Genomic DNA, 15,246 nt, shown 5'->3' with positions numbered 1-15,246 from the left:
CGCGGTTTCAGAACCTACCGCCGTTTCGGAACGGGCACCCGCAGCAGGTCGTGTGCCACCGTCAGCTCCCCCACGAACCCGGCGGCCCGCGCCTGCCGCTCGAACTCCTCGGGTTCGCTGTAGCGCTGGCTGAAGTGGGTGAGCACGAGGTGCCGGACACCGGCGTCCCGCGCGACCCGCGCCGCCTGACCGGCGGTCAGATGGCCGTGGTCCACGGCGAGCTGCTCGTCCTCGTCGAGGAACGTCGACTCGATGACCAGCATGTCGCAGCCCTCCGCCAGCTCCCCCACCCCGTCGCACAGACGGGTGTCCATGACGAACGCGAACCGCTGACCGCGCCGCACCTCGCTGACCTCCTCCAGCGACACCCCGCCGACCGATCCCTCCCGCTGGATCCGGCCGACGTCCGGCCCCCGGACACCGCGCGCGGCGAGCCGGTCGGGCAGCATGCGGCGGCCGTCGGGCTCGGTCAGCCGGTAGCCGTAGGACTCCACCGGGTGCGAGAGCCGGCGGGCGTCCAGCGTGTACGACGGCGTGACGGCGAGGGGTCCGTCGCCGTCCACCGGGACCTCCGTGACGCCGACGGTCTCGCGGTAGGCGGTGGCGTACCGGAGCCGGTCGAAGAAGCGCTGCCCGGACCGCGGGAAGTGGGCGGTGACCGGATGCGGGACGCGGTCCAGGTTGACGCGCTGGATCACCCCGGCGACACCCAGACAGTGGTCGCCGTGGAAGTGCGTGACGCAGATCCGGTGCAGGTCGTGCGCGGCGACCCCGGCCCGCAGCATCTGGCGCTGCGTGCCCTCGCCGGGATCGAAGAGGATGCCCTCGCCGTCCCAGCGCAGGAAGTAGCCGTTGTGGTTGCGGTGCCGGGTCGGGACCTGGCTGGCGGTCCCGAGGACGACGAGTTCACGTACGGACACGGATCAGCCGGGGGGCCACTGGAGGCCACGGCCGCCCAGGACGTGAGCATGGGCGTGCCAGACGGTCTGACCGGCGCCGCTGCCGGTGTTGAAGATGATGCGGTAGCTCTCCAGCTTCTCGTCGTCGGCGACCGCCCGCGTCTCGCACAGGACGTCCGCGGCGAGCTGCGGCGCCTCGGCGGCGAGGGCGGCGGCGTCCACATGGTGCGCCTTGGGGATCACGAGGACGTGCGTGGGCGCCTGCGGGTTGATGTCCCGGAAGGCGACGGTCGTCTCGGTCTCGCGCACGATCGTCGCGGGGATCGTCCCCGCCACGATCTTGCAGAACAGACAGTCGTCCTGCGGCTCGCCTGGCATTCGGATCCTCCTCGCACCGGTGATCTCTTACGGGGCATCGTAGCGACGGCCGGCACGATGCAGCGCGGACCGTCGTCATGCGGCCCGTCCGGCCCTCGACGGCGAGACGGTCCGGGCCCGGGAGCGGCGGGGCGGAGCGGCAGCCGCGAGGGACGGCCACCCCGGCCCCGGCGGGCTACGACTCCGGGAGCGGCGGAGCCACCTTCGCCGGTGTCTCCTGCAGTGCCAGCAGCGCCAGCCGTACCGCCTCCTCCAACTGGACGTCCCGCGCCGCCACATGGTCCTGCGGGCGCACCACGACCTCCACGTCCGGATCGACGCCGTGGTTCTCCACGCCCCACCCGTAACCGTCCAGCCAGATCGCGTACTTGGGCTGGGTGACCAGCGTCCCGTCGACCAGCCGGTACCGGCTGTCGATCCCGATCGTGCCGCCCCACGTGCGCGTGCCGACCACCGGTCCGATGCCCAGCGCCTTGACCGCCGCGTTGACGATGTCGCCGTCGGACCCGGAGAACTCGTCGGCGACCGCGACGACGGGCCCGCGCGGCGCGTCCTCCGGATAGCTGGAGGGCCGCATCCCGCGCGGCACGTCCCAGCCGACGATCCGCCGCGCCAGCTTCTCCACGACGAGCTGGGAGGTGTGGCCGCCCCGGTTCTCCCGGACGTCCACCACGAGCCCCTCGCGGGCCACCTCCACCCGCAGGTCACGGTGGATCTGCGCCCAGCCGGGGGCCTGCATGTCGGGCACGTGGAGGTAGCCGAGCCGGCCGCCGGACGTCTCGTGCACATACGCCCGCCGGCCGGCGACCCAGGCGTGGTAGCGCAGCGGCTCCTCGTCGTCGACGGGGACGACCACCGGGTGCCGGGGTTCGCCCCCGCCGGACGGCGAGACGGTCAGCTCGATCGCCTTGCCCGCCGTACCGACGAGGAGCGGTCCGGGTCCGGCGACCGGGTCCACGGGGTGGCCTGCGACGGCGAGGATCGCGTCGCCCGCGCGCACCGCGACGCCGGGCGCGGCGAGCGGGGAGCGGGCGTCGGGGTCGGAGGTCTCCGAAGGCAGCACCCGGTCGATGCGCCAACTGCCGTCCTCGTGACGGGAGATGTCGGCGCCGAGCAGGCCCTGCCGGGCTCCGCCGCCGTAGCCGCGGGGCACGACGTAGGCGTGCGAGGTGCCCAGTTCGCCGTGCACCTCCCAGAGGACGTCGACGAGGTCGTCGCGGGTGGCGACCCGGTCCAGGAGCGGCCGGTAGCGGTCCAGGACACCGTCCCAGTCGATGCCGCCGAGGCCGGGCAGCCAGAAGTTGTCGCGCATGAGGCGGCCGGTCTCGTCGTACATCTGGCGCCACTCGGCGGCCGGGTCGACGCTCTGACGGACGCGGCCGAGATCGACGGTGAGGTTGCTCTCGCTGTCCTCGTCGCCGGAGGCGCGCCGGTCGCTGGGCACCACCTTCAGCTTGCCGTCGGCGCGCAGCAGCAGCCGCTTGCCGTCGCCGCTGACCTCGAAGGCGTCGGCGTCGGGGGCGAGGTGTTCGAGGCGCTGCTGGACGAGGTCGTAGCGCTCCAGCTCGGTGTCCGGGTCGGGATCGTCGGGGGTGGCGCGGGAGGCGCCGAGGACACCGCGCACGGGGTGGCGCAGCCACAGCACGCCGTCCTTGGCGGCCCGCAGCCCTGAGTAGCGGCCGGCCTCGACGGGGAACGGCACTATCCGGTCGGCGAGGCCCTCCAGGTCGATCCGGGTGGCCGGGGTGCCCTCGCTGTCGGGTGTCTCGTCCTTGTCGGGGGCCTCGAAGGGGCGGCCGTGCCGCTGCGGCCCGAACGGCGAGGGGGTGGTCGCGGCGAGCGGGATGAGGTGCGGGCGGGCCCCTTCGATGAAGGAGAGGTCGAAGGCGTGCTCGTCGTAGACCGGGTCGAAGGCGCGCGTCGACAGGAACGCGAGGTGCTTGCCGTCGAGGGTGAACGCGGGCGCGTAGTCGTGGAAGCGCAGCGGGGTCGCCTCGGTGACCGACAGGTCGGCGGTGTTGGCGAGTTTGAGCTGGCTGAGCGGGCGGGGGCCGGGGTGCGACCAGGCCAGCCAGGCCGAGTCGGGCGAGAAGGCCAGGCCGGACACCTCGCCGTCCTCGCTGCGGTCGACCTCGCGGACCTCGCCGGTCTCCCGCTCGACGAGCAGCAGCCTTCCGTCGTGCGCGGCGACGGCGGCCCGGCTGCCGTCGGGGGCCATGGCCAGTTCCAGCACCCGGCCGAGGCGTCCGGCGGCCAGCCGGCGCGGGGTGGCGCCCGGTGCGAGGCCGGTGGCGGGGGCGAACTCCAGGGCGTCGTCGCCCTCGGCGTCGGTGACCCAGACCACCCACTCCTCGCCCTCGGTGCGGAAGGTGCGCGGCAGCCGGGCGCGGACGCCGGGCTCGGCGGCCAGGGCGCGGGCGGGTCCGTGGCGGTGGGTGACCCAGTGGACGGCGCCGCGCACCTCCACGGCGCTGCCGCGGGCGGTGTGGTCGGGGGTGGCGGAGCCCAGCCAGCGGGCGGCCGGCACCGGGTACGGCCGCCGGTCGGTGCGCTGCCCGCCGAGCCGGACGTCGATGCGGCGCGGCTCGGCGCCGTCGAGGTCGTCCAGGATCCACAGTTCACCGGCGGAGCAGTACACGACCCGGCTGCCGTCCCCGGCGGCGTGCCGGGCGTAGAAGCCTTCGAGTGGGGTGTGCCGTCGCAGGTCGGAGCCGTCGGCGAGGGAGGAGTACAGCGCGCCGGTGCCCTCGTGGTCGGAGAGGAACGCGATCCGGTCGCCCGCCCACACCGGGTACTCGATGTTGCCGTCCAGGTCCTCGTGCAGCCGCGTGAACTCCCCGTCGCCCTCCCGGTCGATCCACAACTTGCCCGCCGTGCCGCCCCGGTAGCGCTTCCACGCGGCGGCCTCGCGGCCCATCGACGCGGACACCAGCACGGTGTGCGGGCCGAAGGCGACCCCGCCGACGGGCCCGTACGGCAGGGTGGTGGCCGGTCCGCCGTCGAGCGGGACCGCACGGGCCCAGCTGCGGCGCAGGCTGGCCTGGTCGTGCGTGCTCAGCACGAGCACCCGGCCGTCGGGGGTCCAGCCGCGCACCCTGGTCTGGGGACTGCCCCAGTACGTCAGCCGGGTGGCGGGTCCGCCGTCGACCGGGGCGGCGTGCACCTCGGGGGCACCGTCGCGGGTGGAGGTCCAGGCGACGGTGGTGCCGTCGGGCGAGATACGGGGCAGGGTGACCGGCATGTTGTCGGCGCTGACGCGCCAGGCGCGCCCGCCGTCGAGGGGCGCGAGCCACACGTCGTCCTCGGCGGTGAAGGCCACCAACTCACCGTGCAGATGCGGGAATCGGAAGTACGCGGCAGGCGTCACGGGCTGTGTCACCCGATCACTCTAGACCGCGGGGCAATGGGAGGGTGGGGGAAGGAGCGGGCTCTGGTGCGGGCAGCTGCAAGGCGGAGGAGGAAGTGATGGCGGAGCCGGTGGGCCCCTCCCGCTCGAGCGGAGCCGAGAGTCGGTCCTCTGCAGGGCGGGGTGACCGACAGGTGTCCGGATCAGTGGCTCGTTCAGGTCACTTGGTGCCGGCGGGCCCACAGCGGGTGTCGCCGTCGCACCGGACCGTCTCGGTGACGGTCACGGTGACCGTGGGCCGCCCCGGTTCCGCGGGCTGTGCGGAGCGGGGCGGGGCGAGCGGCGAGGGGGTGGCGGACTTGCAGTCGCCGAGCCCGCCCACGCGGAACAGCTGCTTGTCGCCGACGTCCGCGCGGAGGTCACCGCGCACGCAGGAGCCGCTGACGGCTCGCGTGACGCGGCCGGCGACGGTGATGTCCCGCCCGTTGCCGGTCTCACCCTCGCAGTCGACGGAGGCGACCGTCTCCCGGGTCCCCTCGTCGGCGGCGTCGCCGTAGTCGGCGGTGCAGGTCAGCCATCGCACGTCGACGTCCCGGCGCTCGATCTCGGCCGTCGCCGCCTCGTCGGTGGTGTACGCGACGGCCGCCGAGCCGATCCCGCCCGGTTCGCACGCCACCGCGCCGCCCACGGCGAGGACCGCGAGCCCCGCCACGGCCACCGCACGTGTCCCGCGCGCCCGGCCCCGCATCCGTCTCCTCCATGCCCCCATGGAAGGCAGCCTGCCACCGCCGGCGGGGGCGCGGTAGAGCACTTAACGCCATGCGCCGCACCACCGCCCCCGTCTACGGTGACCGCATGCGCGACCACCGACGCCTGAGGAAACTGACCGTCGACGACACGACCACCTACCTGTGGACGGTCCGCCACCGGCACCGCGGCGGCCAGGGCTGCCGGGACGTCCTCACCCTGGCCCGGGACGGCGTGCGCACCCGGATCGTGTTCCGGGAGGGCGAGGGCCGTTACGTCGGCGGCGGCGCGTACACGCACAGCGGCGGCGTCGGCGACCGCACCCACCACCTCAACCTGCACCAGCCCGCCACGGTGCGCGCCCTCCTCGACGAGGCCGTCCGCCGCGGACTGCTCCCGCAGGAGGGGCGCGAGGCGGAGCTGGACGGCTGGATCCTGTTCGACGCCGTCAGCCGCGCGGCGGCAGCCACTTCGTAGGTCCGGTCAGGACCAGCGGCCGGTCCGGCCCAGGATCAGGGCGGCGGCCGCCGTCCCGGCGGTCGAGGTCCGCAGCACGCTGCGCCCCAGCCGGTACGCCTTGGCGCCGGCCTCCTCGAAGAGTGCCAACTCCTCGGGCGAGACGCCCCCTTCGGGTCCGACGACGAGCACGATCTCGCCGTCCGTGGGGAGTTGGGCGGTGGCGAGAGGCTCGCTGCCGTAGTCGCGGTCCTCGTGGAGCACGGCCGCGAAGTCGGCACGGGCCAGAAGTGCCGCCACCTGCTTGGCGGTCGCCGCGTCGGCGATCTCGGGGAAACGGACCCGGCGGGACTGCTTGCCGGCCTCACGGGCGGTGGCCCGCCACTTGGCGAGCGCCTTCAGCCCGCGGTCGCCCTTCCACTGGGTGATGCACCGGGAGGCGGCCCACGGCACGATCGCGTCGACGCCGGTCTCGGTCATCGTCTCGACGGCCAGCTCCCCCCGGTCGCCCTTCGGCAGCGCCTGCACGACGGTGATCCGCGGCGACCCGGCGGGCTCCTCCGCCACCCGTGTCAGCCGGACGACCAGCCGGTCCTTGCCCTCGGCGGCGACGACCTCGCCCTCGGCCCAGCGGCCGGTGCCGTCGGTGAGGACGACCTCCTCACCGGCGCGCAGCCGCTTCACCGAGACGGCGTGCCGCCCCTCGGGCCCGTCCAGCACGAACTCGGCCGGACCGCCGGGCAGTTCCTCGACGACGAACACGGGCGCGGTCATCGCACACCGCCCATACCGGCCGCACCGGCCGCGCCGCCGCCCGACAACGCTGTCCTCGCCGTGTCGAGTTCGGCGGTCAGCACCTCCACCAGCTGCCCGGCGGGCAGGGCACGGGCCAGCCGGTGTCCCTGGCCCGCCCACAGCGCCATGCCCTGCGCGTCGCCCGCCTTCGCGGCGGCCTTGCGCAGCGGCGAGGTCAGGTGGTGGACCTCCGGATAGGCGGCGGGCGCGTACGGGCCGTGCTCGCGCAGGAAGCGGTTGACCAGGCCGCGGGCCGGACGCCCGGAGAAGGCGCGGGTGAGTTCCGTGCGCACGTAGAGCGGGTTGGTCAGCGCCTCCTTGTGGACGGCGGCGGCGCCGGACTCGGGGGTCGCCAGGAAGGCCGTACCGAGCTGGGCGGCGCTCGCTCCGGCGGCGAGGACGGCGGCGATCTGGCTGCCCCGCATCAGACCGCCCGCGGCGATCAGCGGCAGGCTCACGGCCTCCCGGATCTGGGCGAGCAGCGCGAGCACGCCGATGCCGGAGCCGTCGTTCTCGGGAATGTCCCGGTGGGTGCCCTGGTGGCCGCCGGCCTCCACACCCTGGACGATCACCGCGTCCGCACCCGCCCGCTCGACCGCGACGGCCTCCTCGGCGGTGGTCGCGGTGACCAGCGTGAACGTGCCGGCCCGGCGCAGCGCGTCCAGCACGTCCGGACGCGGCACGCCGAAGTGGAACGAGACCACCGGCACCGGGTTGTCGAGCAGTACCGCCAGCTTGGCGTCGTAGCCGTCGTCACGGCCGCTGTCCGGATCGCCCAGCTCGCTCTGGTACCAGGCGGCCTCGCCGGCCAGCTGATGGGCGTAGACCTCGACGGCGCCGGTCTCCGCATGCTCCGGCTGCGGCATGAACAGGTTCACGCCGAAGGGCCGGGAGGTGAGACTCCGCAGCTGTTTCATCTCCTGGTACAGGCCGTCGGCGGTCTTGTACCCGGCGGCCAGGAACCCCAGCCCGCCGGCCTCGGACACGGCGGCGGCGAGCTGCGGGAGGGAGACGCCGCCCGCCATGGGGGCCTGCACGATCGGGAGAGGGAAGAGATCGGTCAGTGCGCGGGACATGACGGCATGTTGTCACGTACCCGGGACAACGCCGAACCCACCAGCCCGTCCGGGGGTGCGGGGACGCAAGGGGTCCGGGGGCGCAGCCCAGGGACGGGAACGGGAAGGGGCGGCGGGGCGAGAAAGGCCCCACCGCCCGCCACCACACCCGCCGTCACCGCCCGTTGAACGCGTCCTTCAGCCGGGAGAACAACCCCTGCTGACCGGGCTGGAACTGCCCGAGGGGCCGCTCCTCCCCGCGCAGCTTCGCCAGCTCCCGCAGCACCCGCTCCTGCTCGGGGTCCAGCTTGTTGGGCGTCTGCACCTCGACATGCACGATGAGGTCACCGCGCCCACCGCCCCGCAGATGCGTCACTCCGCGCCCGTGCAGCGGGATCGACTGCCCGGACTGGGTACCGGGCCGGATGTCGACCTCCTCCAGACCGTCGAGCGTCTCCAGCGGCACCTTCGTGCCGAGGGCCGCCGCGGTCATGGGCAGGGTCACCGTGCAGTGCAGATCGTCGCCGCGCCGCTGGAACTGCGCGTGCGGCAGTTCGTGGATCTCGACGTACAGGTCACCGGCGGGACCGCCGCCGGGCCCGACCTCGCCCTCGCCGGCGAGCTGGATGCGGGTGCCGTTGTCGACGCCGGCCGGGATCTTCACCGTCAGCGTGCGACGCGAGCGCACCCGTCCGTCGCCCGCGCACTCCGGGCACGGGGTCGGTACGACGGTGCCGAAGCCCTGGCACTGCGGGCAGGGCCGCGAGGTCATGACCTGGCCGAGGAAGGACCGCGTCACCTGCGACACCTCGCCGCGACCGCGGCACATGTCACAGGTCTGCGCGCTGGTCCCCGGCGCGGCACCCTCGCCGCTGCACGTGGTGCAGACGATCGCCGTGTCGACCTGGATGTCCTTGGTCGTACCGAAGGCCGCCTCGTCGAGGTCGATCTCCAGCCGGATCATCGCGTCCTGGCCGCGGCGGGTGCGTGAGCGCGGCCCGCGCTGCGACGCCGTGCCGAAGAAGGCGTCCATGATGTCGGAGAAGTTGCCGAAGCCACCGGCCCCGAAGCCGCCCGCGCCGCCCGCCTGGGACAGGGGATCGCCGCCGAGGTCGTAGACCTGCTTCTTCTGCGGGTCCGACAGCACCTCGTAGGCGGCGTTGATCTCCTTGAACCGCTCCTGGGTCTTCGGATCGGGGTTGACGTCCGGGTGCAGCTCGCGTGCGAGCCGCCGGAAGGCCTTCTTGATCTCTTCCTGCGACGCGTCGCGGCGCACGCCGAGAACGGCGTAGTAGTCCGTGGCCACTTACGACTCCGCCAGGATCTGTCCGACGTACCGTGCCACTGCGCGTACCGCTCCCATCGTTCCCGGGTAATCCATGCGGGTCGGTCCGACCACGCCGAGCTTGGCGACTGCCTCGCCGCCCGAACCGTAGCCGACCGACACCACCGAAGTGGAGTTGAGCCCCTCATAGGCGTTCTCGTGACCGATGCGTACGGTCATGCCCGAATCCCCGGCCTCGCCCAGGAGCTTGAGGAGCACGACCTGCTCCTCCAAGGCTTCCAGGACGGGCCGGATGACGAGGGGAAAGTCATGTCCGAAGCGGGTGAGATTGGCGGTTCCGCCGATCATCAGCCGCTCCTCGTTCTCTTCGACGAGCGTCTCCAGCAGGGTGGAGAGCACCGTCGTGACCGTGCCACGGTCCTCGTTCTCGAAGGCGTCGGCCAGGTCTTCCACCAGGCGCGGCACATCGCTGAAGCGACGGCCCGCGACCCGGCTGTTCAGCCGCGCCCGCAGATCCGCCACCGAGGCCTCGCCGAAGGGCGCCGGGCAGTCCACCATCCGCTGCTCGACCCGCCCGGTGTCCGTGATCAGCACCAGCATCAGCCGGGCCGGCGCCAGCGCCAGCAGCTCGACGTGGCGCACGGTGGAGCGGGTCAGCGACGGGTACTGCACGACGGCGACCTGCCGGGTGAGCTGCGCGAGCAGCCGTACCGTCCGCGCCACGACGTCGTCGAGGTCGACGGCGCCGTCCAGGAAGTTCTGGATGGCGCGCCGCTCGGGCGCCGTCATCGGCTTGACGCCGGCCAGTTTGTCGACGAACAGCCGGTAGCCCTTGTCGGTGGGGATACGCCCGGCACTGGTGTGCGGCTGGGCGATGAACCCCTCGTCCTCCAGGGCGGCCATGTCGTTACGGACCGTCGCCGGTGAGACGCCGAGGTTGTGGCGCTCGGTGAGCGCCTTGGAACCCACCGGTTCCTCGGTGCCGACGTAGTCCTGGACGATGGCGCGCAGCACCTGCAGTCTGCGTTCGCTCAGCACCCGCGCTCACCTCCAGAAAAGTCGTCCCCGGTCCCCCGGGCGTCTCGTCTGGCACTCTTCACATCCGAGTGCCAGCGTTCCCCGGCCAGTGTACGGCTGTGGGGTACACCCGGGGCAAGGTCGGTCGCCCGGGCGGGCTGCCAGGGCTAGCGTCGCGGTATGACGGTGACTTGGGAAGAGCTGGGGTGGGAGCGGATCGCCACGGGGGTCGGCCGGTGCCGGCTGCCCGGCTGGGACTGCACGGCGGGGCTGGTCGTCGGGGAGGGCCGGGCCCTGTTGGTGGACGCGGGATCGAGCCTCGCGGAGGGTGCCCGGCTGCGCATGCACGCCGAGGAACTCGCAGGTCACCGTGTGACCGATCTCGCGCTCACGCACCCCCACTTCGACCATGTCCTGGGGGCGGCGGCCTTCGCGGGTGCCGAGGTCTACGCGGCGGTGGGCGCGGAGAACGCGCCGGCGCAGGAGCTGCGCGCGGACGCGGTCCGCAACGGTCTCGACGCGGACACGGCCACGGAGGCCGCGGACACGCTGGTACGGCCCCGCCACCTGGTCTCCGGCGAGTGGACCCTCGACCTGGGCGGCGGCCGGCAGGTCCTGCTGGCGAACGTCGGCCCCGGTCACACCCCGCACGACCTGGCCGTCCTCGTCCCCGCGGGCCCCGGCTCGCCCGAGGTCGTCTTCTGCGGCGACCTCGTCGAGGAGTCCGGTGAGCCGCAGGCGGGCCCCGACGCCGTACCGTCGCACTGGCCCGCCGCCCTCGACCGGCTGCTGGCCCTCGGCGGCGAGGACGCGCTGTACATACCCGGTCACGGCGCGGTGGTGGACGCGGCGTTCGTCCGCGCCCAACGGGACGTGCTGGCCGCGCGTTTCGGCGTGTCGCTGTGAGCGTGCCGACGCTTCTCCTATCGTCATCCGAATGCGCCAGTACTCCGCCGACCTGACCCCTCCGTGGAAGAAGCCGCAGCCGGTACCGGAGGTCCCGGCCGACCCCGGCCTGGTGGTCGAGGAGCCCGGCACCGGTTTCTGCGGCGCGGTGATCCGCTGCGAGGCGGGCACGGTCACCCTGGAGGACCGCTTCGGCAAGCACCGCGTGTTCCCGCTGGAGCCCCGCGGCTTCCTCCTGGAGGGCCGGCCCGTGACCCTGGTCCGCCCCACCTCGTCCGCTCCGCCACGGCCCGCCCGTACCGCCTCCGGTTCGGTCGCCGTGCCCGGCGCCCGCGCCCGGGTGGCCCGCGCCGGACGGATCTACGTCGAGGGCCGGCACGACGCCGAGCTGGTGGAGAAGGTGTGGGGCGACGACCTGCGCGTGGAGGGCGTGGTCGTGGAGTACCTGGAGGGCGTGGACGACCTGCCGGCGGTCGTCGCCGAGTTCGCCCCCGGCCCCGACGCCCGCCTCGGCGTCCTCGTGGACCATCTGGTCCCCGGCACCAAGGAATGGCGCATCGCCCGGTCGGTGACGAGCGAGCACGCGCTGGTGGTGGGCCACCCGTACATCGACGTCTGGGAGGCGGTGAAGCCGTCCGCGGTGGGCATCACGGCCTGGCCCCGCGTCCCGCACGGGCAGGACTGGAAGACGGGGGTGTGCCGGGCGCTGGGCTGGCCCTCGGACAACACCGGCGCGGTGTGGCAGGCGATCCTGAAGCGGGTCGGGTCCTACCGGGACCTGGAGCCGGAGCTGCTGGGCCGGGTCGAGGAGCTGATCGATTTCGTCACGGCGCCGGGTGAGGCCTGACGGCCGGGCCCTCGCCGCGGCGGGCCCGAGGGCGCGACGGCCGGCTCCGGGCCCCTCAGTCCACCAGGTCCCGCACCACCGCGTCCGCCAGCAGCCGCCCCCGCAGGGTGAGCACAGCACGCCCCCGCTCGTACGGACCCTCCTGAAGCCGTCCGTCCGACAGGGCCCGGCGCGAGGCCGCGAGCCCCTCCGGCCGCAGCAGCGACAGCGGCACGCCCTCCTTCAGCCGCAGCTCCAGCAGGATCCGCTCGACCCTGCGGTCCTCGTCCGAGAGGATCTCGCGGCCCGCGCCCGGTGAGCGGCCTCCCGCCAGCGCCGCCGCGTACGCCCCCGGGTGCTTCACGTTCCACCAGCGCACGCCGCCGACGTGGCTGTGGGCTCCCGGACCGGCGCCCCACCAGTCGGCGCCGCGCCAGTACAGCTCGTTGTGCAGGCAGCGGCCCGCTTCGGAGGTGGCCCAGTTGGACACCTCGTACCAGTCGAAGCCCGCCGCGGCCATCGCCTCCTCGGCGATCAGGTACCGGTCGGCGTGGACGTCGTCGTCGGTCATCGGGACCTCGCCACGACGGATCCGGCGGGCGAGCTGGGTGCCCTCCTCGACGATCAGGGCGTAGGCGCTGATGTGGTCGGGTCCGGCGCCGAGGGCGGAGTCCAGGGAGGCCCGCCAGTCGTCGTCCGACTCACCGGGGGTGCCGTAGATCAGGTCCAGGTTGACGTGCTCGAAGCCGACCCCGCGGGCCTCCGCGACGCAGGCCTCGGGGCGGCCGGGCGTGTGGGTGCGGTCGAGGACCTTCAGGACGTGCTGCCGGGCGCTCTGCATGCCGAAGGAGATCCGGTTGAAGCCGCCCTGGCGGAGCGTGGCGAGATAGGCCGGGTCGACGGACTCCGGGTTTGCCTCGGTGGTGACCTCCGCGTCCGGGGCCAGCCCGAACTCGTCGCGGATCGCGGTGAGCATCCTGACCAGGTCACCGGCCGCGAGCAGGGTGGGCGTACCGCCGCCGACGAAGACCGTGCGGACCTCGCGGGGGTCGTCGCCGAGGACCTTGCGGGCCAGCCGGATCTCGTCGATCAGGGTGTCGGCGTAGTTGTCGCGGGAGGCGAGGACGCCGCCGGTGCCGCGCAGCTCGGTGGCGGTGTAGGTGTTGAAGTCGCAGTAGCCGCAGCGGGTCGCGCAGTAGGGCACGTGCAGGTAGAACCCGAGGGGGCGGTCGGCGGCCCCGGCGAGCGCGGAGGCGGGCAGCGCGCCGTCGGTGGGGACGGGCTCGCCGTCGGGAAGAGCGGAAGGCATGTCCTCCATTGTCCCGTACGCGGCACGAAGGTCCCCCGGGCGCTGTGGGGCGCTATTCCGCCTGGAGGACCAGCAGGGCCAGATCGTCCTCGGGGGGCCGGCCGCCGAACTCGTGGACCAGGTGGCGGATCCGTTCGGCGATCAGTTCCGCGTCCAGCCCGGCGCAGCCGGACAGGGCGAGAGCCAGGCCGTCGCCGTCGTCGAACTGCCGGGAGCCCGAGCGGCGCTCGGTGACGCCGTCGGTGACGCACAGCAGGGTGTCGCCGGGCCACAGGTCGAGGCTCTCGCTGACGTACGTGGCGTCCTCGATGACGCCGAGGAGGGTCTGCGGCTGCGCGACCGTGGTGACGCCGCCGTCGGGCCCGAGGAGCAGGGGCAGCGGGTGGCCTGCCGAGGCGAGGGTGCAGCGGACGCCTCCGTCGAAGGGCACGAGTTCGCCGTAGAGGAGGGAGAGGAAGCGGGTCTGCGGGCCGTCGCCGGGGCCCGCGGGGCCGACGAAGGCGCGGGCCGCGGCGTCGGCGGCCTCGGTGGCGTCGTCGAGGAGGAGCTGGTTGAGCCGGTCGAGGACGTCGGCGACGCCGTATCCCTCGCGGGCCAGCAGCCGCAGCCAGGGGCGGGCCAGCCCGATGACGACGGCCGCCTCCGGGCCCTTGCCCTGGACGTCCCCGACCGCGAAGCACCAGCGGCCGTCGCCCACCGGGAACAGGTCGTAGAAGTCACCGCTCGGCCCGCCCTGTTCGCGCGGCTCGTACACCAGGGCGCTGCGCAGGCCGGGGATCTCGGCGACCGCTCCGGGCAGCAGACCCCGCTGGAGGACGGCGCTGATGGTGGCCTGGCGGGCGTACTGGCGGGCCGCGCCGATGGCGAGCGCCACCCGCCGGCCGAGGTCCTCGACGAGCCCGGTGACCTCGTCGGGGAAGCGCAGCAGCCCGGCACGGCCGATGACGAGGATGCCGAGCGGGCGGCCGCCGGCGACCAGCCGGTAGGCGAGGGCGGCGCCGTGCGAGCCTAGGGCGGCGCCGGGCCAGGGATGGGCGGTGGGTCCGGAATCGGGGCCCTCGGGCGGGCGCGGCGGGTCCTTCTCCAGGGCGCGGCGCAGTTCCTCGACGTGGTTCTCGCTGACGTGCCAGGCACGGGCCAGCCGGGGCCCCGGCCCGTCGTCCCAGCCGGCGCGGGAGCCGAGTTCGTCCTCCAGCCAGACCGCGCACCAGTCCGCTAGGCGCGGCACGATCAGCTGGCCGGTGAGGGCGGCGACCAGGTCCTCGTCGAGCTGCCCGGCAAGCAGGTCGGAGGCCTCGGCGAGGAAGGACAGGGCGCCGCGGCCGAGCCAGTCACGGTCGTGCGCGGCGGACCGCGCTTCGGGGGCGAAAGCCTCGGCGAAGGCAAGGGGGGAGGCGGGGACGGGCGGGCCGGAGTCCGCGTCCCAGGGCTCGCGGGAGTCGCCGTACTCGTCCACCGGACGGGCCGGCAGGCGCGCCCACACCGTCTTCGCTCCCCTGCGGTACGTCACGCCCCACGCGTCGGCCAGCGTGGCCACCAGGCGCAGGCCACGGCCGTACTCGGGGGTCTCGTACGGCGGGTCGGGGCTGCCGCCGTCGCGCGGGGCGCGGGAGGGGTGGCGATCGGTGACCTCGACGACGACGGCACAGGTGTCGGTCTCCGGTTCCGCCTCCAGCCGGCACACCAGGTCGACGTCGGTGCCGGCGTGCACGACGGCGTTCGTCACCAGCTCGCTGACGACGAGTATCGCGTCCTCGGCGAGCCGTCCCCCCAGTTCCCGGGCCCAGGGCAGGCCGAGGCCGGTCCACTCGTCGAACGCCGTGCGGACGAGGTCGCGGGCGGCGCCGGGCGCGAGGGAGCCGCCGGCCAGGGTCGCGTACGCCTGCGGGTGCCCTCCCGCGTGCGCGGGCGCACCACTGGCACGGGACACGGTCTCCCGTTGCGTGGGAATGGCCCCCATGAGCGGCTCCCCGGCGATCGGACGATTGGGCCTCGGTCCGCGGGCGCCACCCCCCGACCGATGCCGACAGAGTGACAGACCGGCCGCGCCCATACGCGCTGAGTTACCGAAGTGGGCCGCCTTGAGGGGGAACTGGGTGACGAGTGTGTCCGAACAGGACCGGTTCGACGACGAGTTCGAGCACCACCGCCCCCGGGCGTGCACCGGAGCGTGGGAGGACACGGGGGCGTGGGGGAACGCGGGAGCGCGGGGAAGACGGTGGCGCGG

The 15,246-nt window shown here is 74.0% G+C and carries 13 protein-coding genes; 3 read left to right on the top strand and 10 right to left on the bottom strand.

Annotated features, from left to right (window positions below):
• Positions 1-14: 14 nt before the first annotated feature.
• From P1P75_RS04800 to P1P75_RS04785, 4 genes are all read right to left on the bottom strand, one after another.
• Positions 15-920: a ribonuclease Z gene (locus P1P75_RS04800; RefSeq protein WP_319252146.1), complete on the bottom strand. Its 906-nt coding sequence runs from the start codon at positions 918-920 to the stop codon at positions 15-17.
• 3 nt (positions 921-923) lie between these two features.
• The gene (locus P1P75_RS04795) at positions 924-1,277 is read right to left on the bottom strand and encodes an HIT domain-containing protein (protein WP_319252145.1); all 354 of its coding nucleotides are present in this window, start codon (positions 1,275-1,277) and stop codon (positions 924-926) included.
• 175 nt (positions 1,278-1,452) lie between these two features.
• A complete protein-coding gene (locus tag P1P75_RS04790) occupies positions 1,453-4,656 on the bottom strand; it encodes a S41 family peptidase (RefSeq protein WP_319252144.1) in 3,204 nt (1,067 codons plus the stop codon).
• Positions 4,657-4,843: 187 nt separating this feature from the next.
• Entirely contained in the window at positions 4,844-5,371 is a 528-nt protein-coding gene (locus P1P75_RS04785; RefSeq protein WP_319252143.1) for a hypothetical protein, read from the bottom strand.
• A 71-nt stretch (positions 5,372-5,442) separates the two neighbouring features.
• On the opposite strand from P1P75_RS04785, the gene P1P75_RS04780 reads away from it, so the two are divergent.
• Positions 5,443-5,847, top strand: a complete 405-nt coding sequence (locus P1P75_RS04780; RefSeq protein ID WP_319252142.1) for a hypothetical protein — start codon at positions 5,443-5,445, stop codon at positions 5,845-5,847.
• 6 nt (positions 5,848-5,853) lie between these two features.
• Here P1P75_RS04780 and P1P75_RS04775 read toward each other — a convergent pair whose 3' ends face one another.
• The 4 genes from P1P75_RS04775 to hrcA form a co-directional block, all read right to left on the bottom strand.
• Complete coding sequence (locus P1P75_RS04775; protein ID WP_319252141.1) at positions 5,854-6,600, bottom strand: 16S rRNA (uracil(1498)-N(3))-methyltransferase; 747 nt, start codon at positions 6,598-6,600, stop codon at positions 5,854-5,856.
• Positions 6,597-7,697 carry a nitronate monooxygenase gene (locus tag P1P75_RS04770; protein WP_319252140.1) on the bottom strand — a complete coding sequence of 367 codons (1,101 nt, stop codon included), beginning with the start codon at positions 7,695-7,697 and terminating at the stop codon, positions 6,597-6,599. The genes P1P75_RS04775 and P1P75_RS04770 overlap by 4 nt, the downstream gene beginning before the upstream one ends.
• A gap of 154 nt (positions 7,698-7,851) precedes the next feature.
• A complete protein-coding gene (dnaJ, locus tag P1P75_RS04765) occupies positions 7,852-8,982 on the bottom strand; it encodes a molecular chaperone DnaJ (RefSeq protein WP_319252139.1) in 1,131 nt (376 codons plus the stop codon).
• The gene (gene hrcA / locus P1P75_RS04760; RefSeq protein ID WP_319252138.1) at positions 8,983-9,999 is read right to left on the bottom strand and encodes a heat-inducible transcriptional repressor HrcA; all 1,017 of its coding nucleotides are present in this window, start codon (positions 9,997-9,999) and stop codon (positions 8,983-8,985) included.
• Positions 10,000-10,158: 159 nt separating this feature from the next.
• Here hrcA and P1P75_RS04755 point away from each other — a divergent pair, with 159 nt between their 5' ends.
• Both P1P75_RS04755 and P1P75_RS04750 read left to right on the top strand, forming a co-directional pair.
• Positions 10,159-10,884, top strand: a complete 726-nt coding sequence (locus P1P75_RS04755) for an MBL fold metallo-hydrolase (RefSeq protein ID WP_319252137.1) — start codon at positions 10,159-10,161, stop codon at positions 10,882-10,884.
• 31 nt (positions 10,885-10,915) lie between these two features.
• A complete protein-coding gene (locus tag P1P75_RS04750; RefSeq protein ID WP_319252136.1) occupies positions 10,916-11,731 on the top strand; it encodes a DUF3097 domain-containing protein in 816 nt (271 codons plus the stop codon).
• Positions 11,732-11,786: 55 nt separating this feature from the next.
• On the opposite strand, the gene hemW is transcribed toward P1P75_RS04750, so the two are convergent.
• Positions 11,787-13,019, bottom strand: coding sequence for a radical SAM family heme chaperone HemW (gene hemW, locus P1P75_RS04745; protein WP_319252135.1), 1,233 nt, complete (start codon positions 13,017-13,019; stop codon positions 11,787-11,789).
• 52 nt (positions 13,020-13,071) lie between these two features.
• Positions 13,072-14,979, bottom strand: a complete 1,908-nt coding sequence (locus P1P75_RS04740) for a SpoIIE family protein phosphatase (protein WP_319252134.1) — start codon at positions 14,977-14,979, stop codon at positions 13,072-13,074.
• Positions 14,980-15,246 lie beyond the last annotated feature (267 nt).

It is taken from the genome of Streptomyces sp. ID05-39B, from assembly GCF_033794725.1.
Classification (GTDB): domain Bacteria; phylum Actinomycetota; class Actinomycetes; order Streptomycetales; family Streptomycetaceae; genus Streptomyces; species Streptomyces bobili.
Note: the sequence above shows the minus strand (reverse complement) of the source record. Positions and strands in the feature narration are given on the sequence as shown.

Bases quoted from the DNA above. Each gene is read 5' to 3' on its own strand.
- P1P75_RS04795 (WP_319252145.1), bottom strand. From the start codon at position 1,277: ATGCCAGGCGAGCCGCAGGACGACTGTCTGTTCTGCAAGATCGTGGCG.
- P1P75_RS04755 (WP_319252137.1), top strand. From the start codon at position 10,159: ATGACGGTGACTTGGGAAGAGCTGGGGTGGGAGCGGATCGCCACGGGG.
- P1P75_RS04785 (WP_319252143.1), bottom strand. From the start codon at position 5,371: ATGCGGGGCCGGGCGCGCGGGACACGTGCGGTGGCCGTGGCGGGGCTC.
- P1P75_RS04770 (WP_319252140.1), bottom strand. From the start codon at position 7,697: ATGTCCCGCGCACTGACCGATCTCTTCCCTCTCCCGATCGTGCAGGCC.
- hemW (WP_319252135.1), bottom strand. From the start codon at position 13,019: ATGCCTTCCGCTCTTCCCGACGGCGAGCCCGTCCCCACCGACGGCGCG.
- P1P75_RS04750 (WP_319252136.1), top strand. From the start codon at position 10,916: ATGCGCCAGTACTCCGCCGACCTGACCCCTCCGTGGAAGAAGCCGCAG.
- P1P75_RS04775 (WP_319252141.1), bottom strand. From the start codon at position 6,600: ATGACCGCGCCCGTGTTCGTCGTCGAGGAACTGCCCGGCGGTCCGGCC.
- P1P75_RS04740 (WP_319252134.1), bottom strand. From the start codon at position 14,979: ATGGGGGCCATTCCCACGCAACGGGAGACCGTGTCCCGTGCCAGTGGT.
- P1P75_RS04780 (WP_319252142.1), top strand. From the start codon at position 5,443: ATGCGCCGCACCACCGCCCCCGTCTACGGTGACCGCATGCGCGACCAC.